General features: G+C 64.7%; 14 protein-coding genes. 3 read left to right on the top strand and 11 right to left on the bottom strand.

Annotated features, from left to right (window positions below; all coding sequences use genetic code 11):
* Positions 1–4: 4 nt before the first annotated feature.
* Genes ACWGQ2_RS11445 through ACWGQ2_RS11435 form a run of 3 tightly spaced genes read right to left on the bottom strand, consistent with a single transcriptional unit; the run spans position 5 to position 3686 of the window.
* Positions 5–862 carry a glycosyltransferase family 2 protein gene (locus ACWGQ2_RS11445; RefSeq protein WP_452017333.1) on the bottom strand — a complete coding sequence of 286 codons (858 nt, stop codon included), beginning with the start codon at positions 860–862 and terminating at the stop codon, positions 5–7.
* On the bottom strand, positions 859–1407 hold the full coding sequence (locus tag ACWGQ2_RS11440; RefSeq protein WP_452017331.1) for a GtrA family protein: 549 nt from the start codon (positions 1405–1407) through the stop codon (positions 859–861). Before ACWGQ2_RS11440 ends, ACWGQ2_RS11445 begins: the two co-directional genes overlap by 4 nt.
* On the bottom strand, positions 1404–3686 hold the full coding sequence (locus ACWGQ2_RS11435) for a hypothetical protein (protein ID WP_452017329.1): 2283 nt from the start codon (positions 3684–3686) through the stop codon (positions 1404–1406). The genes ACWGQ2_RS11440 and ACWGQ2_RS11435 overlap by 4 nt, the downstream gene beginning before the upstream one ends.
* A 194-nt stretch (positions 3687–3880) precedes the next feature.
* Between ACWGQ2_RS11435 and ACWGQ2_RS11430 the strand changes: the two genes are divergently transcribed.
* Positions 3881–4876, top strand: coding sequence for a glycosyltransferase family 2 protein (locus ACWGQ2_RS11430; protein WP_452017327.1), 996 nt, complete (start codon positions 3881–3883; stop codon positions 4874–4876).
* Positions 4877–4960: 84 nt separating this feature from the next.
* Here ACWGQ2_RS11430 and ACWGQ2_RS11425 read toward each other — a convergent pair whose 3' ends face one another.
* From ACWGQ2_RS11425 to ACWGQ2_RS11405, 5 genes are all read right to left on the bottom strand, one after another.
* Positions 4961–5689 (bottom strand): ABC transporter ATP-binding protein, encoded by a 729-nt coding sequence (locus ACWGQ2_RS11425; protein ID WP_452017325.1) that lies wholly within the window; start codon positions 5687–5689, stop codon positions 4961–4963.
* Between the two features lie 4 nt (positions 5690–5693).
* Positions 5694–6566: an ABC transporter permease gene (locus ACWGQ2_RS11420; protein WP_452017323.1), complete on the bottom strand. Its 873-nt coding sequence runs from the start codon at positions 6564–6566 to the stop codon at positions 5694–5696.
* A 2-nt stretch (positions 6567–6568) separates the two neighbouring features.
* The gene (locus ACWGQ2_RS11415) at positions 6569–8566 is read right to left on the bottom strand and encodes a glycosyltransferase (RefSeq protein WP_452017321.1); all 1998 of its coding nucleotides are present in this window, start codon (positions 8564–8566) and stop codon (positions 6569–6571) included.
* Positions 8563–9750 carry a UDP-galactopyranose mutase gene (gene glf, locus ACWGQ2_RS11410; RefSeq protein WP_326831522.1) on the bottom strand — a complete coding sequence of 396 codons (1188 nt, stop codon included), beginning with the start codon at positions 9748–9750 and terminating at the stop codon, positions 8563–8565. The genes ACWGQ2_RS11415 and glf overlap by 4 nt, the downstream gene beginning before the upstream one ends.
* A gap of 115 nt (positions 9751–9865) precedes the next feature.
* Positions 9866–11920 (bottom strand): acyltransferase family protein, encoded by a 2055-nt coding sequence (locus ACWGQ2_RS11405; RefSeq protein WP_452017319.1) that lies wholly within the window; start codon positions 11918–11920, stop codon positions 9866–9868.
* 188 nt (positions 11921–12108) lie between these two features.
* Here ACWGQ2_RS11405 and ACWGQ2_RS11400 point away from each other — a divergent pair, with 188 nt between their 5' ends.
* On the top strand, positions 12109–16158 hold the full coding sequence (locus ACWGQ2_RS11400; RefSeq protein ID WP_452017317.1) for an FtsK/SpoIIIE domain-containing protein: 4050 nt from the start codon (positions 12109–12111) through the stop codon (positions 16156–16158).
* Here the strand turns inward: ACWGQ2_RS11400 and ACWGQ2_RS11395 are convergent.
* Complete coding sequence (locus tag ACWGQ2_RS11395; protein ID WP_452017315.1) at positions 16155–16580, bottom strand: hypothetical protein; 426 nt, start codon at positions 16578–16580, stop codon at positions 16155–16157. The genes ACWGQ2_RS11400 and ACWGQ2_RS11395 overlap by 4 nt on opposite strands.
* Positions 16581–16836: 256 nt before the next feature.
* Here ACWGQ2_RS11395 and ACWGQ2_RS11390 point away from each other — a divergent pair, with 256 nt between their 5' ends.
* On the top strand, positions 16837–17085 hold the full coding sequence (locus ACWGQ2_RS11390) for a WhiB family transcriptional regulator (protein WP_055239553.1): 249 nt from the start codon (positions 16837–16839) through the stop codon (positions 17083–17085).
* A gap of 132 nt (positions 17086–17217) precedes the next feature.
* On the opposite strand, the gene ACWGQ2_RS11385 is transcribed toward ACWGQ2_RS11390, so the two are convergent.
* Together ACWGQ2_RS11385 and ACWGQ2_RS11380 are read right to left on the bottom strand one after the other, a co-directional pair.
* A complete protein-coding gene (locus tag ACWGQ2_RS11385; protein ID WP_452017313.1) occupies positions 17218–18696 on the bottom strand; it encodes a sensor histidine kinase in 1479 nt (492 codons plus the stop codon).
* A gap of 12 nt (positions 18697–18708) precedes the next feature.
* On the bottom strand, positions 18709–23556 hold the full coding sequence (locus ACWGQ2_RS11380) for an NAD-glutamate dehydrogenase (protein ID WP_452017311.1): 4848 nt from the start codon (positions 23554–23556) through the stop codon (positions 18709–18711).
* Positions 23557–23588 lie beyond the last annotated feature (32 nt).

The following is a 23588-nucleotide window of genomic DNA, read 5'->3' as shown; positions in this document are numbered from 1 at the left end:
GTTCCTATATGGTGCTCTCCACGGCATGCTCGTGTCCCATGCGGCGACGGAGCGCGACGTACACCAGACGCCGCGCGTAGGCATTAGCCAACGCCAGCATGTTGCCTCTGGCTGCATCGAGTTTTGTCAGAGTTCCGGGTTGATCGGTCATGATAGCACGGTAGAGTCCGGACGCCTGCTCGGCCTGTGATCGGGCCAGACGGACGCTCCACTGGCTTGCGCTGATCCGGAAACTCGCCAACGTCCTCGGCAGGGCAACCAGGTCGCCGGAACGGAGAACCCGCACGTAGGCCGTCACGTCGATCATGTAGGGGAATGAATCGTCCCACCATCCATCTGCAAGCACCTCCCGCTTGAGCAGCACAGCAGCCGGTTCTCCGAAGATGTTGGTGCCGCTGCGGACCGTCGCACGGACCGCCTCCGTTCCGGGAACCAAACCTTCCAGGTTTCCGAGGCCGCGGGCAGAAATCACGACTTTGCCACGGGCATCCACAATGTCCCGCTTACCTGCCACCATAACGGCGCTGGGGTTGGCATCAGCAGCAGCCATCTGAGCTGCCAGCGCGTCCGGCGCCAGCAGGTCATCCCCGCAGACCAGCTTGATCCATTCACCCTGGGCATGCTGGCTGACCCGGTTCCAGTTTGCCTTTGCCCCTCCCCCGTGCGGAGTTGGGCTGAGGATCCGCAGCCGCGGCTCGTGGGCGAAGGACTCAATGATCTCTGCCGTCTTATCGACCGAGCTGTGGTCGGCAATGACGACTTCGTAGTCCTGGTAGGTCTGCGCGAACACCGACTCCAGCGTCGCCTGCAGATAGGCGGCATTGTTGTAGGCCGGGATCACGATTGAAACACGGGGACTCATGCGTCGTCCTCTTTCCTGCTCCCGGACGGCTCAGCCGTGCCGGGGACTTCTGATGGTTTGCGTCGGAAGGAAAAGTACTTGTGGCCGAAATAGTTGATGAAGACCGTCAGGCAGGTGATGATGATCTGCGCAGGAATCCGGGGCGCGCCCAGCAGATCCGATGCGACAAAGAGCAGGACCATGTTCACCAGCAGGGCCGTCAGGTTGACCAGCGCAAACCTGCCCAGGTCCCTCAGCACGTGCCCGGTGACCCGGAAGACCAGCCGGCGGTATACAAAGAACACTGCAACCAGGGAGATCAGCCAGGCGCTGCCCAGGACCACAAACGAAGGGACGTAGTGTCCGTAGAGCAGGTCCAGGGCGATGAACAGCAGCGTGCTGAAGACGGTATTGGCCCCGCCGACAATCAGGAAGGCGACCTTCTCAGTCTTCAGCAGCCGCAGCAGCGGCCCGGGCGGGCCGTTGAAGAGCCCGTGCGGATCTTCGGGGAACGGTGTGGCATCTTCCTGTCCGTCTTTCTCGGCAGGCTGCTCCGGCTGGCTCATTTGCCGTCCGATTCCGGCTTGACCGAACGCCGGCCCTTGGCTTTTCCTGACCTGCGCAGCCCTGCTGCGAGATGTGCCAGGGACCAAAGGAGACCGAGCCCGATCGCCGTGTAGATCAGGGTCACCAGAACCGGCCAGGCCGGCGGTTCGAAGGTCACGCGGACCTCCTGCCCTTCGGCGTCCGCCGGAATATCCACGGTCAGCAGGTAACCCCGCAGCGGGTCGGCGAGGGTGCCGCCCTCCACCTCATATCCAGGCCATGCGAGCCGGCTCAGAACCACTTCGCCGCCCCCGGCGGGCACCTCGTCCACCCTCAGCACCAGTTCCTGGCTGGTGTCGGAAACGGTGGTCACCTCGGTGCCGGGGCTGGACCAGCTGGCTTCGCCGTTATTTTCAAGCGGCTCGTCCCGAACCCAGGTGACGGCGTCGTCCGTCCTTTCGACTTCGCTCCAGCCTTCCGGAGCCTCGCGGGCTGCCAGCTGGGATCCATCGGCGTCCTCTTCGGCGCGCACGATCTGGACCGTATCGATGGAGAGCAGGTCCACCAGGAGCTCGCCGGTCTCCTCATCCGGTGTGAACAGGCTGTCCGCGGCATTCTGGCAGGTCCAGCCATGGCTGGACATGCACAGGTCCTCGGAGTACGCGCGGAACATGATGGGACTGTAGAGATTGTGCGTAGGGGTGTCGTTGAGGTACCAGGCGTTGGAAGCCAGGGTCTCGTTCCAGATCTCCGGTCCCAGCCGGTCCGGCTGGCCCACCACAAATGCCATGCCCTCAGCTTCAGCCAGGGGTTCCTGGAACTCCTCCGGGGACTCGGGGTACTGGAAGTCCGGGAGCGGCGTCGCCGGGAAGTAGTGTTTCTGGCCCACTGCGGTTACCAGGCAGACGGCGATCATGCCGGCGGCGGCAGCCCGGACTCCCCACGTCTTCACCAGCTTGTGCGGTGCGTACAGGACAACCAGGACCGCGATGATTCCCAGTGCGGCGACGGCGCCCAGGACAAAGTGAATACGTCCAATGTTGGGGTTCTGGCTCCAGGCGAGGTACATGCCGGCTGCGTAGATCACTCCCACTGCAGCGGCCCTTCCCTTGGTCAGCTGCAGGACCCTGGCCCGGGAAATCAGAACGGCAAACAGAACGAGCAGTGCCAGGGAGAAGTACGGGACCAGACGGATCGGGAACCGCAGGGGTCCAAGGTCGCTGGGCGCGAGGGTCAGCATTAGCGAAATCGTGCCGAAGGTGACCAGACCGGCAAGCTGCGGCCAGAGCCCGCGGGTGCGCTGCGTGCTGATCAGCCCCAGCAGCGGAAGGAACCAGGCGATGTAGAGCACCGGGACGGGAGAATAGGACCCCCACCACCCGGACACCTGAGGCAGGGCACTGGCTGCCCATGAACTGGCCAGGCCGGTGAGGTCCGCGCCGAGGAAGCCGCTGTTGCCGATTTCCGAGGCACGCGCCGTTACCTCTGCGGTAAGGACACCGGGCAAATAGACGGTCAGGGCGACGAGTCCGAGGATAACGCCGGTGATGCACAGCGGAATGATCCGTACGGCCTGGCGGCGGGCTACCAGCTCAATCAGGAGGGCAAGGAAGACGACCACCAGCATGATGGTGCCGTGGACGTAGCCCACGGTAATCAGCAGGTAGGAAGCGATCAGGGCCGGAGCCGGGTTGCCGCGCCGGACAATAATGCGGCGAAGCCCCCACCAGCACCACGGCAGGAGCGCAAAGACCATGAGGCCCGTCACCCACGAGGATCCGTCAAAGTACGTGGTGAACCCGGTCAGGGACACAGCCGTGCCGGCCACGGCGGCCCACGGCGCGGCGGCTCCGTAGCTTCGGGCCAGCAGGAAGGTGCCCAGGGCCAGCACAGCCATAAGGGCTATCTTCAGCAATGTCGCAAAGACCACTCCGTCTGCAACCACGGTGGCGAGCAGGCCAACAAGCATGACCATGGGGTTCCACAGGCCCCACTGTCCTTCCGCGGCATAGTTGCCGGCAGCCCAGGCCTCGTCGTTGAAGAGCCACCACTCGCCGCGCCGCAGGCTCTCTCCGATTTCAATCCAGATGCCGTACGCACCGGCCTGGGTGTCGTCGTAGAAATAGAACCGCGGGGTGCGGATCAGAGGGATCAGGGCGCCTGCAACGGTCGCCGCAACAGTGACCAGGCCCCAGAGAAAGACCTTTGCCCCGCGTTCTTCGGCGGAGTCTTCCTGCGCCGGGGAACCGGATGCCCCATTAAGCGGCAGCGTTTCCCGCTCGCGGCTGACTGTCGTCATACGTTTTGGTCCGTTCTTCGCATTATGGCTTCTGCTCTAAGCCAGCGTGGATGGCCCCGCGGGGCCCACGCAATTCTAGCCCATCCCCTTCCCGCCGCTTCAGCACAGGGTGCCGGGGGCACCTCCGGACAAACGCCTGTTCAGCTTGGATTGGTATGCTCACTACGTGTCCATTGCGTCCGAGGAGTCCTGAGTTGAGCCCTACCCTGCTTTCCGTCGTCGTACCCATGTACAACGAGGAGGCGGTCCTCCATCAGCTGGTCGCCCGCTTGCGTCCTGTGCTCGACGGTATGGATGTCCCCTATGAAGTAGTGGCCGTTGACGACGGAAGCTCGGACAGCACTGCGGGCATGGTGCAGGCGATCCGGGCCGAATGGCCGCAGCTGCGGCTGCTGCGGCTGATGCGCAACAGCGGGCACCAGGCGGCCATCACGGCCGGCATGACCGCTGCGGTGGGTGACTACGTGGTCACCATCGACGCCGACCTGCAGGATCCGCCCGAAACCATCGCGGAGATGCTGAAGAAGGCACAGGCTGAGAACGTCGACGTCGTCTACGGCGTCCGCAGTGACCGCTCCACTGACTCAGTGTTCAAGCGCCAGACTGCCGGGCTCTACTACTGGCTAATGCGGCGCGTCGCCGGACCCCACGTTCCCTCAAACGCCGGCGACTTCCGCCTGGTCAGCAGGCGTGTGCTGGAAGCCGTGAACCGGCTCCCCGAAGAAGGCCGGGTCTACCGCCTGATCATTCCGTGGTTTGGCTTCCCCAGCGCCAACGTGTACTACGAACGCGAAAAGCGTGCTGCCGGTGAATCCAAGTACCCGCTTGGAAAGATGATCCTTCTCACCACCGAAAGCATTGTGACCTTCTCCGGCGGGCCGCTGCGCTTTGCTACCTGGCTTGGTGTGCTCAGCGCGATCGCCTGCGTCTTCGTTGGCATCTTTGTGGTTGTTGGCGTCCTTACGGGCCAGACCGTCCCCGGCTGGGCTTCAACGGTCCTGGTGGTGGGCGGCATCGGTGCAATCCAGCTGTTCTGCCTGGGTATTCTCGGCGAATACATCGGCCGGATCTTCACCGGCACCCTGCGCCGGCCGCTTTATCTTATCGGCTACGATTCCCGCGCCCACGGCGACGACGCACCCGGAGCCGGAACTCTCCCCGGCGCGGCAGGGAACACCGAGAACCGCTAAAACCGCCGCTTCCGGCCGCGTTTCCCCGCGGCCGGAATGCGTGTATCCGCCCTGCGGTGCGGCAGCTGCCGGGAAGCCCGGCGGTTAGTTCGAACGCAGCTTGGCGACGACGTCGTCCACCGGTCCGTCCATGACGATTTTTCCGTGCTCGAGCAGCACGCCGCGCTTGCAGATGCGCGAGACCAGATCCAGGTCATGGCTGACCACTACCAGCGTCTTGCCTTCACCGGCCAGTTCCTTGATCTTGTCGATGCACTTCTTCTGGAACGGCTCGTCACCGACGGCCAGGATCTCGTCAACCAGGAACACCTCGGGGTCCGTATGGACCGCAACGGAAAACGCCAGCCGCAGGTACATACCCGAGGAGTAGAACTTCACCTCGGTGTCGATGAACTGGCCGATCTCCGAGAATTCAACGATCGAATCGAACTTCTCATTGATCTCATCCTCGGTCATGCCAAGGATGGCACCGTTCAGGTACACGTTGTCCCGTCCGCTGAGGTCGTGGTGGAATCCTGCGCCCACCTCGATCAGACCGGCAACGCGTCCCCGGGTACCCACGCTGCCGGAGTCCGGCCGCATGACACCTGAGATGTGCTTCAGCAGGGTGGACTTGCCGGAACCGTTCAGACCCAGCAGCGCCACCGTTTCGCCCTGCTCAACAGTCAGCGAGACATCCCTGAGGGCATCAAATTTCTCGCTGAGGTCACCTTTGCGGCCTTTGATCAGCCAGACAAACGCTTCCTTCATGGAGCGCGTATGGCGAAGGACGAACCTCTTGTTGATATTGCGTACTTCTATGGCAGTGGCCACGGATTCAGAGCTCCTGTGCAAAGCGGCCTTCAAGGCGGCGGAAGACGAGCTGCCCGATCAGCAGGAACAGCCCCGAGATAGCCAGACCAACGGGAATCCACAGTGAGAGCAGATGCGGAGGAATCGCTTCAGCTCCGTCCGTCGTGGGAAGCCAGAACGCGTAGTGGAACGTCTCGACACCAACCGTGATCGGGTTGAGCTGGTAGACAAAGAAGAACGTCTCGCCGAGCTTGTCGCGCACCATGATCCATGAATACAGGACCGGTGAGGCCCAGGTGGCGATCATCAGCAGCATATCCACCAGGTTTTCAGCATCCCGGAAGTACACGTTCACTGCCCCGAACAACAGTCCAAGGCCTGTTGCCAGGAGTCCCACGATCAGGAAACCGGCAACCGCCGCAGCAAGCTGGAGGACACTGGGCCGCCACCCGTTGAACAGGCAGGCAACGACCAGGATCAAGATCTGCGGGACAAAGTGCACCCCGGACACCCAGACCGACGCCACGGGAAACAGCTGGCGCGGCAGGTAGATCTTCTTAATCAGGCCGCCATTGCCCACAATCGACCGGGATGCGTTGCCCAGCGCCTCCGTGAAGAAGTTGATCAGCACGATCCCTGAGAACAGATAGATGGCGTAGTTGGGCAACCCATCCGGGTTGCCGGGGCTCCGCTCAAGATTAAGGAAGATGCCGAGGGCGATGTAAAAGACAACGAACTGGACGCCCGGCTTTACATAGGACCACAGCAGCCCGAGGACGGATCCCCGGTAGCGGACCTTGAGTTCCTTGGCGACCAGCAGTTTCAGCAGGAACCGGGAGCGGAACAGGTCCGCTATTCCACTGCCTCTTCCCGGTGTCTGAAGAGCTTCGGCGGACAAACCTACCTGCCCTCGCCGTGCTTCTCGAACGTCGCCTTCCAGGCTTCGAAGGACGTGATCTGCGGAAGAGCGCTGCGGTAGCGGTCGCTCAGGGACTGCCAGTTCTTCAGGATCTCCGCGTTCAGGCGCAGACTCTCCGCCAGCAGTGCACGCATCTGCTTCGGATCGCGCCGGTACCAGGAGGCACCGGTTCCTTCGGCGTTTGAAACCACGGCGCTGTCGTACTGGGACATGCGCCACCATTTGTTGTCCTGGTGGGCAATGTACGCCTGCGGGTGCTCCATGCTGGTCTCGGGGACCTTCCTGGTCAGCTGCTTCACCACGGTCTTGGCGGCCCAGGGAATCAGGGTCGCATAGGAGGGCGCGCTGAAGCCCTGTCCGCGCCGTGGCGGCTTGTGCATCACCGGCGCGGGGAATGCCTCCGGCTCAGACTGGATCTGGGCATCGGAGAACTCCGAGACCATGCCGCGGATCTCGGGCAGTTTGACCGGAAGAAGGTCGTGCAGCTGCTCCGGGCCCTTCAGGAGGTCGCGCAGGGCCATGGTCCGGCCCACAGCGGTGAAGTACTGCATGGAAATCAGGTGCTTGAGGTCCATGTACCCGGTTTCCCGGACAACCCGCCCGCCGTGCTCATACGGGCTGTGCAGCAGCGCAGCGATCATCCGGTTACGGGTATGGAAGTAGGCCTGCCAGCCGACGAGGTCGTCCTTGTCGATCCAGGAAACATGCCACACGGCGGAGCCCGGCATCGAGACCGTCGGGTACCCTGCCGTCTTGGCCCGCAGGCCGTATTCGGCGTCGTCCCACTTGATGAAAACAGGCAGGGACAGTCCGATGTCGCGGATCACCTTGGTGGGGATCAGGCACATCCACCAGCCGTTGTAGTCAACATCCACGCGGCGGTGCAGCCACGAGGTCTGCCGCAGGTTGGAGCGGACAAAATCGTGCCCAAGGGTCTGGTCCGCGTGCGGCTGGTCCGGCTGGAAACGGTAGGGGTTCACCGTCTCACCGAAGGTGTGCAGCACGGTGCGGTTGTACAGGTCGAACATGTGTCCGCCCACGATGGTGGGCGTCTTGCAGCGGTCCGCAAACGTCACCAGGCGGGAGATGCTCTCAGGCTCCATCACGACGTCGTCATCCAGGAGCAGGACATAGTCGCTGCCGCTCTCCACGGCCTCGAACATGCCGCGGGCAAAGCCGCCGGAGCCGCCCAGGTTCGCCTGGTTGATGATGCGGAGCTTGCCGTCCATCAGCGCTTCGACCTCGGCGAATCCTTCAGCCTCGGCCACCTTCTGCGTGCCCTGGTCCACGATCAGCACCTCTTTGAGGCACTTGAGGGCTTCAGGGTGCTCACCCAGGATGCGCAGGTTATTAAGGCAGAAGTCGGTCTTGTTCAGGGTTGTGATCTCAAGCGTCACAGTGCCCTGGTTAACCGGTGCACCCGGAGCCTGCCACTCGGCTTCTTCAAGGATGAGCGGCTCAGAACCGGCCACCAGATCGAACCAGTACCAGCCGCCGTCGCCGAAGGGCTTCAGGCTCAGCTCAAAGGTGCTGGTGGCGGGAGCGTTGACCCGCTGCGTCTCCACGTGCTGGAGGGCACCGCGGGCGTTGGACTTGTACACACTGACCGCGCCGGTTCCGGTGGTCCGGACGCTCAGGCGCACGGTGTCCAGGTTGGTCCAGCGGCGCCAGTAACTTGCGGGGAAAGCGTTGAAGTAGGTGCCGAAGGACACCCTTTCACCTGCGCGGACCGAGGTGGAGTGACGCGAGAGGAAGTCCTCGGCGTGCGCTTCCTTGCCCGGGGAAGACATCATCGGGCTCGTGGTGCTGGTCCGTGCGTCCCCGTTCATGGTGGAGAGCTGCACGCCGGTCGCGCTGCCGGTATCCAGGTACAGGGGAACGGTGTCGAGCTGGTCCAGCGAGGGAAGGACTACGCGCTGGAGCGTAGACCACTGCTCCTGGACGTCTTTTCCTTCGTCTTCAACGATGGCGTTGCTCACGCGTCGACTCCTCCGCTTTCCAGCTTGGCTCCCCCGGTGAAGTGGGGCTTGATCTTATTGTCGTACATGGACAAAGCCGAGCCGATGGCCATGTGCATGTCCAGGTACTTGTATGTGCCAAGGCGGCCGCCGAACAGCACGTCCTTCTCACCCTTCGCCAGGTCCCGGTAAGCAAGCAGCTTGGCCCGGTCCTCGGCGGTGTTGACCGGGTAGTACGGCTCGTCTCCCTTTTCAGCGAAGCGGGAGAACTCACGCATGATGACCGTGGCGTCCTTGGTGTAGTCCCGCTCGGGGTGGAAGTGGCGGAACTCATGAATGCGGGTGTACGGGACGTCCTCATCCGGATAGTTCATGACCGAGGTGCCCTGGAAGTCTTCGATCGGCAGGACCTCTTCCTCGAGGTCGATCGTGCGCCAGGACAGGTCGCCTTCGGCATAGTCGAAGTACCGGTCAACGGGTCCGGTGTAGACAACCGGAACCTGGCCAAGGGTGGTGGCCCGGGAGAACTCGTGTCCGTCATCGAAGAAGTCGGTCTTGAGATGCACCTGGATGTTCGGGTGGTCGGCCATCCGCTCGATCCATGCCGTGTAGCCGTCAACGGGCAGGCCCTCGTACTTGTCATTGAAGTACCGGTTGTCATAGGTGTAGCGGACGGGAAGCCGGGAAATAATCTCCGCAGGCAGGTTCTTCGGGTCCGTCTGCCACTGCTTGCCTGTGTAGTACTTGATGAACGCTTCGTACAGCGGGCGGCCAATTAGCTGGATGCCCTTGTCATTGAGGTTCTGGGGGTCGGTTCCGGCAAGTTCGCCGGCCTGTTCCTGAATGAGCGCCTTTGCCTCGGCCGGGCCCATGGAAGAACGGAAGAACTGGTTGATCGTGCCCAGGTTGATCGGCATGGGGTACACCTCGCCTTTGTGGCTGGTGTAGACCTTGTGCACGTAGTTGGTGAACTGGGTGAACTCATTCACGTAGTTCCAGACGCGCTCGTTGGAGGTGTGGAAGAGGTGCGCACCGTAGCGGTGCACCTCGATTCCGGTCTGGGCTTCGTTCTCGCTGTATGCGTTCCCACCAATGTGGTGCCGGCGGTCCAGGACAGCGACTTTCAGTCCCAGTTCCTTGGCAGCACGTTCGGCAACGGTGAGGCCGAAGAAGCCTGACCCTACGACGACGAGGTCAACGTTCACTTGTCACTCCTGTTAGTTTCCGGGCTGCCCTGCGGCACTCACCCAACGGTCTAGGTTATCGGACAAAACACGCGAAGGCATTTTGCCCTGTGGCAGACGGAGGCCGGCGGCCGGGCTAACCGTCCACAAGAGCCTCCAGCAGCCGCGGTTCCAATCCAGTGGCCATGGTCCTTGTGTACGTTGCCGAAAGATGGTTTTCGTCCAGGTAGACACGGACGTTGCCGATCACTGCCGGGCAGGACCCGTCAGGACAGACCAGGTCATCGACGTCGATGAGCCGCAGTTCCGGCACTATGGCGCCCATCGCGTCCAGCGGAGAGTCCGGGGCCCGGACTGACTCATACGCCGGGTTGCATTCCGGGGATTCCGTTCCGAACGTCTCCGGGCACTGCGCCATATCGAGGGGATGCCTCGGGTTGTCCCTGATGCCAATCATAGGGATGCCGTTGTCCATGACCGTCCTTGCCATGGTGGCGAAGCCGCCGGGCAGGAGTTCATGGGGATAGTCAACGATGGAGTAGGTCGCCGTCGTCAGGACTGCGTCCGGCTGAAGGTCGAGGATGTATTGAAGTGCGTCGCTGTTGCGGGCGTTGCATTCCTCGGAGATGCCCTCAGAGTATTCGACGAACTGGCATCCGCCCCGGACCAGGCCAATGACGGTCCAGTTTCTGGCTTCCGCAATGGGACCCAGGGCCGGAAGCCACTGCTGGACGTGGCTGTTGCCCACTGCAACCAGGACCTTCTCCGGGTCCGGAGAGGATACATACTCGGTGCAGCCAATGCCCTGCAGCTGCTCCGCATCGGTCGCGAACCTGCCCGTACACGGAGCACCAAGGTCGGCATAGTCAGAGCCTGCCCGGTCAAACAGCGGGGCAAGCTCCGCATCCTGCTCGCCGTGGTAGGCAAAGGCGGGGTCCAGGACAGCGGCGCCGGGATTGTTTACATCGATGTTGGCTTGGAGCTGTTCGTTCTGAATCCTCAGCATCTGCTGCCAGCCCACGACGGGAGCTGCCACAATGCTCACGCAGAGCGCGATGACAACCGCAGCCCGCCGCTTCTTCTTTTCCGCCCACTGCATGGAGCGAAGCGGGCGTTCAACAAACCGGGTGGTCAGATACGCCAGCACCAGGGACAGCGCGATGATGGCGGCTCCGCCGGTAAGCCCCACTTCGGCCTGGTCCCGCCAGATCAGGTAAATGATAAGAACCGGCCAGTGCCAGAGGTACAGGGCGTAGGACATGTCGCCCAGCCGGATCAGCGGTTTCCAGCTCAGCAGACGGTCGGCGCCGAAGGCACTGCCGGTCTGGCCGGCAAGAATGACAAGCGCCGCGGCGACCAGGGGCCACAGGGCGACATACCCGGGGAACTGTCCCTGCACGTCAAGAATGAACCCGCCGGAGAGCATCGCTGCCAGGCCAGTCCATCCTGCTGCAACACGAACGGGGCGCGGCAGTTTCAGGTAGGGCAGCGCCAGCACCAGCAGGGTGCCGAAGGCGAATTCCCACAGACGGGTCCTGGTGTCGAAGTATGCGTGAACCTGGTTTGTATACGTTTCATACACGGAGAAGGTCAGCGACACCGCAAAGACCGACCCGAACACCAGCAGTACCACCCGCCGGAAGCGCAGTTTCGCTGACCTGGCGATCAGGGCTGCGAGCGCGAAGAGCAGCGGCCAGAGAATGAACACCTGGCCCTGGACGGACAGGGACCAGAAATGCTGCAGCGGACTCGCAATGCTTTGGTCTGCCTCGTAGTAGTCAACGGAATTCGCGGCGAGGGCCCAGTTCTGGAAGTAGAACAGGGAGGACCAGGTCTGGGAGAGGATTTCCGCCCAGCGGGAGCGCGGAACAAAAACAGCTGTGGCTGCCAGCACCCCAATCAGCACCACGACGACTGCCGGAAGGAGCCGCTTAAAGAGGTGCAGCCAGTACCGGCCAAGGTCCAGTGCCCTGCCGGATTCGACCTTGCGCATAAACGAGAGGGTCAGCAGGAACGCGGAGACGAGGAGGAACACGTCGACTCCCCCGGAGACCCGGCCGAACCAGACGTGATACGTCACCACCATCAGGACGGCGAGCGCGCGGAGCCCCTGGACTTCGGGCCGGTACACCGGTTTAGCGGGTACGCCCGCGCCCTCGGAGTGCCGCGCGACTAGGATTTCCTGGGACACACAGACCTTTCAAGTAGCTTCCATGTTCTCCCCCGGAGGGCAGTCTACCCTTTGGGGTCTTGTTGGCTGCGGACCCTGCGGCGGTGCCGGAGGCGTCTTATCCACAGAAGTCCGGAGGCAAATCCGGTACCGGCTGGACGGCATTAGCATGGCTTTTTCCAGCCAGCCCGCCGGAAGAGGTACTCCAGTTGGTCATCCACGCAGCGGTCTCTGAGGCTGCCGCCGCGCCGCCGCAGCCCGGCAGAACAGGCCGCCCGGCCATACCCGTGGTGATCAACCCCACAGATTCTCTGACCGGGACCGGCCTGGCAGCAATCCTGGCAGAACGCTTCGGCTGTCCGGATGCCTGTGCCGGCAACCTGCCCGTCGCCCGCCTGGGTCCGGGATTGCCCGGTCTGCGCAGCGGCGCCCTGTTTACGGCTTCCCGGGACCGGCTTCCGGGGCCTGGCAGGAGCCATCCGCCCGGGCTGCTTCTTGTGACCCACAACGGACCGGACTCCGGCCGCCTCGTGGAACTTGCCCCTGGGCGTTACTGGCTGGGCCGCCCCGGGCAGGACGCCGCGAAGCCGCTCCGGGCGGAAACCGGCATCCTCCTGTCGGATCCGGCCATGTCCCGGGTCCATGCCGAACTGGACGTCAGTTCCAGGGGCGTGATCATTAGCGACTGTGGTTCCCGCAACGGCGTCTGGCTGGATGGAGTGCGTGTCCGGAGTGCCACGCTGACAACCGCTTCGCTCGTCCGTCTGGGTGATACCTCCCTGCGAATCACGGTTCCGGGTTCAGAGCCCCGGCCCCCGGACGGTGAAGCGCAGGAACCGCTGACGGTGGCAGCCTCCCTCCCCCGGCCGCCCGGAGCAGGAGTCCTCGCCGGCGCGTTCCTTCCGCTCGGATTGGGGATCATTCTCGCCGTCGCTACGGGAATGTGGTTCTTCCTGGCGTTTTCGGGGCTGGGCGCACTCACCGCCGGGGCGGGGCTGGTGGGGTTCCGCAGACGGAGACGTGCGTTCAGACAGGCTGTGGAGGCTGCATCGGCGGCGGACCGGCAGCGGCGGCATGCACTGTTCCCCAGCCCCGGGGACCGGTCGCTCGCAGCTCTGAATGCCTCCGTCTCTGGCGTTTCCTCCGCAGCCGGAACGCCGCACCGTCAGCGGCTACCGTCTGCGCCGGTGCACCCGAACGCAGGCGCCGGGACCAAAGGCACGGGGATACGCCTGCGGCTGGGAACGGGAGCGGTGCCTGCGAACCTGGCGCTTCGAAAACCGGACGAGGAGTGGCAGCCGCCGGTCCTGCGGCGTGTTCCCGTGACACTTGACGTCTGCCCGGGTGCCGCGGTCTCCATCAGTGGTCCGCGGAGCGATGCCCTGGGGCTCTTCCGCTCGCTGCTCCAGCAGCTGGCCAGCCGTTCCTTTGCTGACCGGCCCGGAATCATCCTGTTTGGCGCCGAGGCTGATGACTTCACTGCCGATGCCCGTCTCCTTCCCGGTGTCCGGCTGCTGTCCGCCGCAGACCGGGCGGCAGCGGCCGCAGTGCTGACCGAGCTGGCTGCCGGCGGCGACCGGCCCGGACTGCTGGCAGTTTCACCCCCGGGGCTGGCGGCAGCTGGCTGGGGAATCTGGAACAGCCTGCCTGACCGGGCGCGCAGCGTTACTTCGCTGATCATCTGCGAAGATGCTTCTGATCAGGCTCCCGGCAGCAGACAGGCCGCGGTACGGGTTTCGCTGGAACCGGGCAGCGGGACCCTGGTGAACCAGGACCGAACCCAGCGTTTCGATCCGGATCTGCTTGGTTCCGAGGCGTTCCACCGAAACTCGGTCTGGCTGGCATCGTGTGCAGCGCCGGAGACTGCCGCTCATGCGCTGCTCCCCCGCCCGGACGCCGCAGGAATTCTGGCGGCATGGGAACGCGGCCTGCCGCTGCAGGCCGTGATCGGTTCGGCCGGCGGCACCCCGGTATCGCTGGACCTGGTCACGGACGGACCGCACCTGCTGGTTGCCGGGACCACGGGTTCAGGAAAATCAGAGCTGCTGCGAACCCTTGTCGCGTCCCTCGCCTGCCAGGTACCCCCTTCAGTCCTGAACTTCCTGCTGATCGATTTCAAGGGCGGATCCGGGCTGGCCCCGCTGGCGGAGCTGCCCCACACAGCTGGTTTCCTCACCGATCTCTCCCGGGAGAATGTGGCCCGCGCGCTCACCTCCCTGCGGGCAGAACTTCGGCGAAGGGAATCCCTGCTGGCCCGCGCGAAGGCCGGGGACCTGGACTCATTCAATGCATGCACCAGCGTGGATGGCCGGCTCCCGAGGCTTGCTGTTGTCGTGGACGAATTCAGAATGCTGGCGGACACGGTTCCCACGGCCGTGGAGGAGCTTATGCGGATCGCAGTCCTCGGCCGCTCGCTCGGCCTGCACCTTGTGATGGCCACGCAGCGCCCGCAGGGTGCGGTCACCGCTGATATCCGTGCGAATGTGTCCGCCTGCTTGTGCCTGCGTGTGCAGTCCGCGGCTGATTCCAGGGATGTGGTGGGCTGCGACGACGCCGCCGCCTTTCCTGCCTCGGCCCCCGGCATGGCGGTCCTGAGGCTGCCCGGAGGACCGCCCCTGACGTTCCAGTCGGCGTCGATGTCCGCCGGCACGCCGCGGGCAGCCCCGGCTGTGCAGACGCTCGCGGAGTTTCTGGGAACACCGGCTTCCTTGTCCCGGGACGTCTCTGGCCCGGGACTGGACCGGATTACCGCGGCAGTCCAAGCGGCTGCGTCCGAAGCCGGGTTTCCTGGCCGGGCTCCCGCTCCGGTCCAGCCGCCGCTGCCGGAAGACCCGGGCTCCCGGCCTGAGCCGGGTCCCGGCTGCCTTCGGATCGGACTTGCCGACCGCCCGGAGGAACAGGTTCAAGCCTGGCTCGATTGGAATCCCCGGAACCACTCCCACCTGGGTCTACTGGGCCTTCCCGCGTCCGGCAGCCAGGCAGCGGCAGCCGTTCTGGCCCGGCAGCACACAGCGTTTCTTCCGGCGAGGCACCTTTACGTGCTCGACGGCGACGGTTCGCTCCGCGCGGCGGCGGGGCAGCCGCAGACGGGGGCCTATGTTCCGCCCCACGACACCGGCCGCGCCGCCCGGGTCCTCGCGGTGCTCTCGGATCTGGTCCTGGACCGGCTCACCGGCAGGGCTGCTGTTTCCCGCACTGCCCCGGAACGGGCAGGCATGGAAGCAGGCAGCGCTGAACCCGATGGCGGACCCGCTCCCCCGGGCATCACAGTAATCGTCTCCGGCTGGGGCCGGTGGCAGGAATCGTTTCGTTCGGGACGCTTCGCCGGGGCAGAAGATCTCCTGCCCGCCCTGGCCCGGGACGGTGCGGCGGCGGACCTAAGTCTGCTGATAACCGGAGCCCGCGAACTGGCAGGAGCGCGGTTCTTCCCGCTGATTCCCAACCGGCTGTGGTTTCCCGCCGGCCTCTCCGAAGACGCGCTTCTGTCCTGGCCGCGGATGCCGGAGATACAGCCTCTGCCCGGCCGCGCCTTCGTACAGGGTCCGCTGGTTTCCGGGGCGGAGTCCTCCAGGACCACCGTCCAGTGCTACCGGCATTTCGAAGCGGCCGAAAGTGTGCCGCTCCCGCCGGGCACAGCACCGCCGCGCAGGGTTGACCCGCTTCCCGGCGCCGTCCGGCTTCAGGACCTGCTTCCGCCGTCCGGACCGGACAGCTTCCCGCTCGGACTTGGCGGGGACGAACTGGAGACCATTCAGGCGCAGGTACCGCCGGGTTCGGTGTTCCTGGTAGTGGGTCCGCCTCAGTCCGGCCGGACAACCGTCCTGGAGACGATTGCTGCAGCGGGCACCGCAGGCAGGGTTTTCCGGTTCGGCACGGATGACGGTACGCAGAGCGGCGGCAGCCGGACTCCCCCTGCAAGCGGCAGTCTAAGGGACTGGCTGGTCCTTGCCGATGATGCGGACCGGCTGCCCGCAGAAGACCAGCAAGCCCTCGGCCGTCTGGCTGACCGCGGCGCACGGGTGGTGCTCTCAGCGGCGCCGTCCTTCAGCCTGGGTTCGAGGCTGCCGCTCGCTTCACGTTCCGGCCCGCCCCGGCACGGGGTGCTGCTTGCACCGGCCCAGCCCGCGGACGGGGAATTCTTTGGTGTGCGGCTGGACCTGGACGGTGTGCCGCGGCCAGGGCGTGGTTATGTCATTGCTGCCGGAAGAGCCGTGCCGGTCCAGTTCGCCGCAGCGGAAGGCGGCGGGCAGGGACCCTAGAAGGTCTTCGCGTCTCCGGCGGTATTGGAAGTCCAGGCGATAACAGGCTTGGTGAACAGCAGGAGAATCACGGCGGCGGCAGGCAGCAGCAGAACCAGTCCCACCAGCACTACGCCGCCCTGCAGGGTGGGCACGGCGATCACGATCATAAACAGCTGCCAGACCAGGGCAGCGGCGCGTGTCCAGCGCATTCCGCGGAAGAAGAAGTGCCCCACCACCAGCAGCCACACAGCCACCAGGACGATGAGGAAGAGGCTGAAAACGGCCCCTCCCAGGGAGGTGGGTGTGGAGTTGATCAGGTTGTAGACGTACCAGCCTGCAACCCCCAGCAGGGCCAGTGCCTCGAAGACCAAAACGGCTGAAATCAGGACTGCTGCGCCCGGGCGAGCTGGCTGGGCCGGGGAATTTTGGGGTCTTGACACACTGGCACCATACCGGACATAGTCGAGGAGCAGCGACCGGTTAGGGATCCTAGAGGACCGAGGCCACGGGCCTTTGTGACGCATCACTCATCATTTCCGGCAGATTAACAGCTTGTTAACCCTTGTTTGCGTTTCCAACGCGTGACACCCTAGTAGAGGGGATCAGGGGCCGAAACCGGCCCCTTTAGTTTGTGGTTGCTCGTGAATGTTTTCACAAACAAGCGGAGTCAACTTTTCAGAGGAGATAGTGATTAGCATGGATTGGCGGAGCCGCGCAGCATGTCTGGACAAGGATCCGGAGCTGTTCTTCCCCGTAGGGAACACCGGCCCGGCTCTTCTTCAGATTGAAGAGGCCAAGAGCGTTTGCCGCCGGTGCCCGGTCATCGATACCTGCCTTCAGTGGGCAATCGAAACCGGTCAGGACGCCGGTGTCTGGGGCGGCATGAGCGAAGACGAGCGCCGTGCGCTTAAGCGCCGTGCCGCAAGGGCGCGCCGGGCTTCCTAGGGAAGCAGCTAGGGCCGGTAAGGCCCTGAAGAACATCAAGACTTAGCAGAACAACAGCCAGGCACCCCCGCCTGGCGGCGAAGAAGGGCCGCTGCCTGCAGGCAGCGGCCCTTCTTTGCTTTCGCGGACCGGTCAGCGCCGTGCGCCGCTGAGTCCCAGCTCGATTCCCACTTCAGTGCCGCCGCCGGGGCGGGGCGTCCACTCGATGGTGCCGGAGAGTTCACTTTGGACCAGGGTCCGCACGATCTGCAGGCCAAGGCCCTCCCGGCGGGGTCCCCCGGGGAGTCCAACGCCGTCGTCGGAGACCGTCACGGTGAGGTTTTCCTCGCCGTCGGCGCCCAGGTGGCGCTCGGCGTTCAGCCACACGGTGCCGTTCTCCTTGCCGGACAGGCCGTGCTCGACGGCGTTGGTCACCAGCTCGTTGATGACCAGTGCCAGCGGAGTTGCCAGGTCGCTGGGCAGTTCGCCGAACGTTCCCTGCCGTTCCGTGCGGACCGCCTGTGACGGCGAAGCCACCTCAGCCGAGAGCCGGAACTGCCGGTCGATAAGCTCATCGAAGTCCACGTTCTGGGTCAGCCCCTGGGACAGCGTCTCGTGGACCAGTGCGATCGTGGAGACCCGGCGCATGGCCTGGGCCAGGCCCTGCTTTCCCTCTTCGCTCTGCATCCGGCGGGACTGCATGCGCAGCAGCGCGGCCACTGTCTGCAGATTGTTCTTTACCCGGTGGTGGATCTCGCGGATGGTGGCGTCCTTGGAGACCAGTTCCATCTCCCGGCGGCGCAGTTCCGACACGTCGCGGCACAGCACCAGGGCACCGAACCGTTCCTTCTCGTCACGCAGCGGGATGGCACGCAGGGACAGGCTCACTCCCCTGGACTCGATCTCGGTGCGCCACGGCATCCGGCCCGTGACCACCAGCGGCAGCGTCTCGTCCACCATCCGGCGGTCCTTGAGCAGCGCCGTCGTGATCTCGGCCAGCGGCCTGCCCTCCAGCGTCTCCATGTCACCCAGCCGGCGGAACGCAGAGACTCCGTTGGGGCTGGCGTACTGCACCACACCCTGGGCATCGAGCCGGATCAGCCCGTCACCAACACGGGGTGCGCCGCGGCGCGATCCCGTGGGAGTGGCGAAGTCCGGCCACAGTCCCAGCGTTCCCATTCGGAGCAGGTCGTAGGCGCATTGCCGGTAGGTCAGTTCCAGCCGGGACGGCATCCGGGAGCTCGAAAGGTCCATATGGGAGGTGACGACGGCGAGCGTGCGCCCGTTGCGGACGAACGGAATCGCTTCCACCCGCATTGCCGTTTCCGTGGTCCAGTTCGTCTCACTCGAGCGCTCGATGGTCTGGGACTTCCAGGCCTTGTCCACCAGCGGCTGCAGATCGGCACGGATCCGTTCGCCCACAAAGTCGCTGTGAAACACAGTGTGCGACGTCGAGGGCCGGGCATGCGCCAGCGCCACGTAGGTGCCCTCCGGCAGGGGGAACCACAGGGCCAGGTCCGCGAACGCGAGGTCCGCGACCAGCTGCCAGTCCCCTACCAGCAGGTGCAGCCACTCAGCGTCGCCGGGTCCGAAATCCGCGTGGTCCTTGATCGGATCGGTAAATATTGCCATAGCGGAAGTCCGTCAGCGCCTTACGATCGAGCGCAGCAGGCGCAGGGCCACCGAAAGGGAGGCCATGTCATCCTGCTCCAGCTGGTTGACCTCGGCGAACATCTTGGTGGCGCGCTCGAGGTTGTCTGCGTTTTCCTGCTCCCAGGCCTCAACCCGGGCCACTGGATCGTCGCCGCCCATGGACGGTGTGGCCTGCAGGGCCGCGACTGTCATGTCGGCAACCGTTGAATACAGATCATCCCGCAGGGCGGCACGGGCCAGGGCCTGCCACCGGTCACCGCGCGGAAGCTTGGTGATCCGCTCCAGCAGGTCGTCGATTCCGTAGCGGTCGTAGACGGCGTAGTAGACCGCGGCGATGTTCTCGGCCGGTTCTTCAACCTGCCGGGTCGCCAGGGCGACGTCGAGCAGGCCGTAGCTTTCGAACTGCTCCGCCCAGTACGTGCCCAGGTCCTTGGGCACGTCCCAGCCGGCGGCTTTCTCCAGTGCGGCTTCCACGCGGTCGCGGTCGGCTCCGCGCATAAAGCGCATGAGGTCCTTCCGGAGCGGCTCGACGATCGGCTTGAAGGCCTGGATGTCCTCGTCAATGGAGCTGCCGCGTCCAACGTGGTTCACGAACCAGCGCACGGCCCGGTCCAGCAGCCGGCGCATGTCCAGGTGGATGGAAGTCCAGGTTTCGGTCGGGAAGCTGGCGGGCAGCTCGCCCAGGGCGGCAACGACGTCGTCGATTGCGTAGATCTCACGCAGCGCACTGAAGGCACGGGCAACCGTGGCCTCGGTGGCTGAGGTCTCTTCCATGACCCGGAAGGCGAAGGTGATTCCGCCAATGTTGATCATGTCGTTGGCGACCATGGTGGAGATGATTTCGCGCCGCAGCGGATGGGTATCCAGCTGGTCATCGAAGCGTTCCACCAGCTGCCTGGGGAAGTACCGCCGCAGCGTGCCGCGGAAGTACGGATCGTCCGCCAGGTCGGAGGCGGTCAGCGCGCGGGTCAGCTCGATCTTGGCGTAGGCCGCCAGGACAGAGAGTTCCGGTGCGGTGAGGCCCTGGCCTTCGGCGACACGGGCGCGCAGCTCATCCTTTGTGGGCAGCGCCTCCAGGGCGCGGTCCAGGCCGGCATGCTCCTCAAGCCAGTCCATCAGGCGCTCGAAGCTGGGGCTCCACTCGATCACACGCTGGCGGTCGTTCAGCAGGAGCATGTTCTGGTCGATGTTGTCCTGCAGCACCAGTCGGCCGACTTCATCCGTCATTGAGTGCAGGAACGCCGAACGTTCAGAGGCATCCAGTCGGCCTGCGGCGACCATGCGGTCAACGAAAATCTTGATGTTGACCTCGTGGTCGGAGCAGTCCACCCCGGCCGAGTTGTCGATCGCGTCGGTGTTCAGGATGACTCCGGACAGGGCAGCTTCGATGCGGCCGCGCTGGGTCATGCCCAGGTTGCCGCCTTCGCCGATGACCTTGGCACGCACGTCCCGGCCGTCAATGCGGATCGCGTCGTTGGCCTTGTCCCCCACCTCGGCGTTGGTCTCGGTGGACGCCTTGATGTAGGTGCCGATTCCGCCGTTGTAGAGCAGGTCCACCGGCGCCTTGAGGATGGCGCGCAGCAGTTCCGGCGGGCTCAGACGGGTGACGCCGGAATCCAGTCCGAGGACCTCGCGCACCTGGGCGCTGATCGGGATGCTCTTGGACTGCCGCGGGAAGACTCCGCCGCCCTCGCTGATGAGGGTCTCGTCGTAGTCCGCCCAGGAGGAACGCGGCAGTTCGAAGAGCCGGCGCCGTTCAGCGTGCGAGCGGGCTGCGTCGGGGTTCGGGTCCAGGAAGACGTGGCGGTGGTCGAAGGCCGCCACCAGGCGGATGTGTTCCGAGAGCAGCATGCCGTTGCCGAAGACGTCGCCGCTCATGTCTCCCACGCCCACTGCGGTGAAGTCCTCGTTCTGGGTGTCGACGCCGAGTTCGGTGAAGTGCCGTTTGACCGATTCCCAGGCACCGCGGGCGGTGATGCCCATGGCCTTGTGGTCGTAGCCCACGGATCCGCCGGACGCGAAGGCGTCCCCGAGCCAGAACCCGTACTCGGCGGAGAGGGCGTTGGCGATGTCCGAGAAGGATGCAGTGCCCTTGTCCGCGGCGACAACCAGGTAGCTGTCATCGCCGTCGTGCCGGACAACGTTCTCCGGCGGGCGCACCTGTTCGCCGTCCTCGGTCACCACCAGGTTGTCGGTGATGTCCAGCAGGCCGCGGATGAACGTGCGGTAGCTTTCCTTGCCTTCTTCCATCCAGGCGCTGCGGTCCTTCGCGGGGTCCGGCAGCTGCTTGGCATAGAAGCCGCCCTTGGCCCCTGTGGGCACAATGACGGCGTTCTTGACCGTCTGTGCCTTGACCAGGCCCAGGATCTCGGTGCGGAAGTCCTCGCGCCGGTCGGACCAGCGCAACCCGCCGCGGGCCACCTCGCCGAAGCGCAGGTGGACGCCTTCCACCCGCGGGGAGTAAACCCAGATCTCGTACTTGGGCCGCGGGAACGGTGCGCCGTCAATGACCGCGGTATTGAGTTTGTGGCTCACATACGGTTTGCCCTGGTAGAAGTTGGTGCGCAGCGTTGCCTCGATGAGGTTGGCGAACGTCCGCAGGACACGGTCTGCGTCCAGCGTCGGAACCTGTTCCAGTCCGGCGTCCAGCTCCGTGCGTGCAGCCTCCATTTCGGCGGCACGCTTGTCCTCTTCGAGCGCCGGATCAAACCGCGCCCGGAACATGCGGCCCAGTGCGCCGGTAACCCGAGGGTTGGCCAGCAGGGTGCCTGCGATGAAGCCGTAGGAGTTGGTGTTGCCCATCTGGCGCATGTACTTGGCGTAGCTGCGGAACACCACGACTTCCCGCCAGCCCAGTCCCTGGCTGAGGATGAGCCGGTCCAGGGCGTCGGACTCGCTGGCGCCGGAGATCCCGGCACGGAAGGCCTCCGCCAGGAGCGTGCCGGTTTCGAGCGGGTCCACCGCGTCGCCGTAGCGCAGCCCAAGGTCATAGAGGTAGAGCTCGACGCCGTCCTGGCGCTTGATCTCGAACGGACGTTCGTCCAGGACTTCCAGGCCCAGGTTGTGCAGGAAAGGAAGGATCTGGGTCAGGGACCGCGGTTCAAGCAGATACAGCTTCAGCCGGGCGTCAGCGCTCTCGGCGTTCTCGGCGCTGTCCGCGGTGCGGACCGGCAGGTAGACGAAGAGTTCCGGTGCCGTGTCCGGGTGCTGCAGCCGGTCCTCAAACCGGGCAATGTCCTCCAGCGCGTCCTCGACCTCGTAGCCAACCCGGTAATCCATCGGGAAGGCATCGCCCCACAGAGTTGAGAGCTCCTCGGCCTGGACACGGTCGAACTTCCCGCGCAGTACCTCGTCGATTCCCTCGGACCAGGACCGGGTTGCATTGACCAGCCGGCGTTCCAGCGCAGCGGAGTCGACGTCTGCGATCTCCACGCCCTTGGGCAGCCGGATGCGGAAGAACAGGCGGGCCAATGCTGACTCGGTCAGCCGGGCTTCGTAGTCGATCGAGTCGGCGTTGAAAGTGGCCCGCAGCTCGTCCTGGATGCGCAGGCGGACGGACGTGGTGTAACGGTCGCGGGGCAGGAAGACCAGGGCGGACATAAACCGTCCGTAGACGTCCGGGCGCAGGAAGAGCCGCGTGCGACGGCGTTCCTGCAGGCGGAGGATTCCCTGGGCGGTTTCCAGCAGCCCGTCGGCGTCGATCTGGAAGAGCTCGTCGCGCGGGAAAGTTTCCAGGATGGAGAGCAGGTCCTTGCCGGAGTGTGAGTCCGCCGGGAACCCTGCGCGGCGGATGACGTCCTTGACCTTGTCCCGCAGGATGGGGATGTCCCGCACGGAGCCGGTGTAGGCACCCGTGGCAAACAGCCCGATGAATCGCCGTTCGCCGGTGACGTTGCCCTGTGCATCGAACCTCTTGACTCCGATGTAATCGAAGTACGCGGCGCGGTGCACGGTTGACCGCGAGTTGGCCTTCGTAATCACCAGCGCACGCTTTTCCCGTGCTTTGGTCCGGCCGGCGGTGGTCAGGTGCTGGACCTTCCCTGCCTCCGAATTCCGGCACAGCAGTCCAAGGCCGGTTCCGGACGAGGCCCGCAGAACGTCCTCGCCGTTTTCGTTGATCAGGTCGTATTCCCGGTAGCCCAGGAACGTGAAGTTTCCGTCGTCCAGCCAGGCCAGCAGCTCCCGTGCCTGCTGAAGGTCCGGAATGCCGGGGCCGGCCGTGGCGAGTTCGCGGGCGATCTCGTGGACTTTTGCCCGCATGCCGGACCAGTCCCGGACCGCCACACGGACGTCGTCCAGGACCCTCAGGAGCCCGTCGACCATGTCCTTGCGGCGCGTCTCGTCGGTTAGCCGCGGGACTTCAACGGCGATCCATGACTCGATGCGCGTGGTGTGGTCCCCGCTGCCGATCAGGCCGGAAATATCCGGCAGTGCGGCGGTGTCGCCGCTGGAAATGCCGGCTGCGTTCGGGACCCGCTTGACCTGCTGCAGCGTATCGCTGTCCCGGTGGCGGGTCGCCAGGAAAGTGGGATGGACCATCAGCCGGATGCCGCTGTTCTGCCGGACTATTTCGGCAGTGACCGAATCGACGAGGAACGGCATGTCATCAGTGACGATGAGAATGACGCTGGCATCGCCCTGGTCAAAAAGATCTACTGCTGCCTTGCCCTCTGCGCGCGTCCAGGCCAGCGAACGATGCGCCTGCGCACGTTCGCGCAGCGCCTGGGGCGGGTAGAGAGCGGCGTCCTCTGCCGCCAGATGCTCGTAGTAATTCCCGATGAAATCCTCAAGGGAAGTATCCGAACTGGACAGATCCGTGGTGTTGGATCCAGACGACATGTAATACGCCTCCGAAATTCGCCGCTTGGTAC

It is taken from the genome of Arthrobacter sp. NPDC055585, from assembly GCF_053619115.1.
Note: the sequence above shows the minus strand (reverse complement) of the source record. Positions and strands in the feature narration are given on the sequence as shown.

What these genes read in the sequence shown, in the direction of transcription:
- ACWGQ2_RS11385 (WP_452017313.1), bottom strand. Translation starts at nt 18,696, where the DNA reads ATGGCAATATTTACCGATCCGATCAAGGACCACGCGGATTTCGGACCC.
- ACWGQ2_RS11445 (WP_452017333.1), bottom strand. Translation starts at nt 862, where the DNA reads ATGAGTCCCCGTGTTTCAATCGTGATCCCGGCCTACAACAATGCCGCC.
- ACWGQ2_RS11440 (WP_452017331.1), bottom strand. Translation starts at nt 1,407, where the DNA reads ATGAGCCAGCCGGAGCAGCCTGCCGAGAAAGACGGACAGGAAGATGCC.
- ACWGQ2_RS11390 (WP_055239553.1), top strand. Translation starts at nt 16,837, where the DNA reads ATGGATTGGCGGAGCCGCGCAGCATGTCTGGACAAGGATCCGGAGCTG.
- ACWGQ2_RS11380 (WP_452017311.1), bottom strand. Translation starts at nt 23,556, where the DNA reads ATGTCGTCTGGATCCAACACCACGGATCTGTCCAGTTCGGATACTTCC.
- ACWGQ2_RS11435 (WP_452017329.1), bottom strand. Translation starts at nt 3,686, where the DNA reads ATGACGACAGTCAGCCGCGAGCGGGAAACGCTGCCGCTTAATGGGGCA.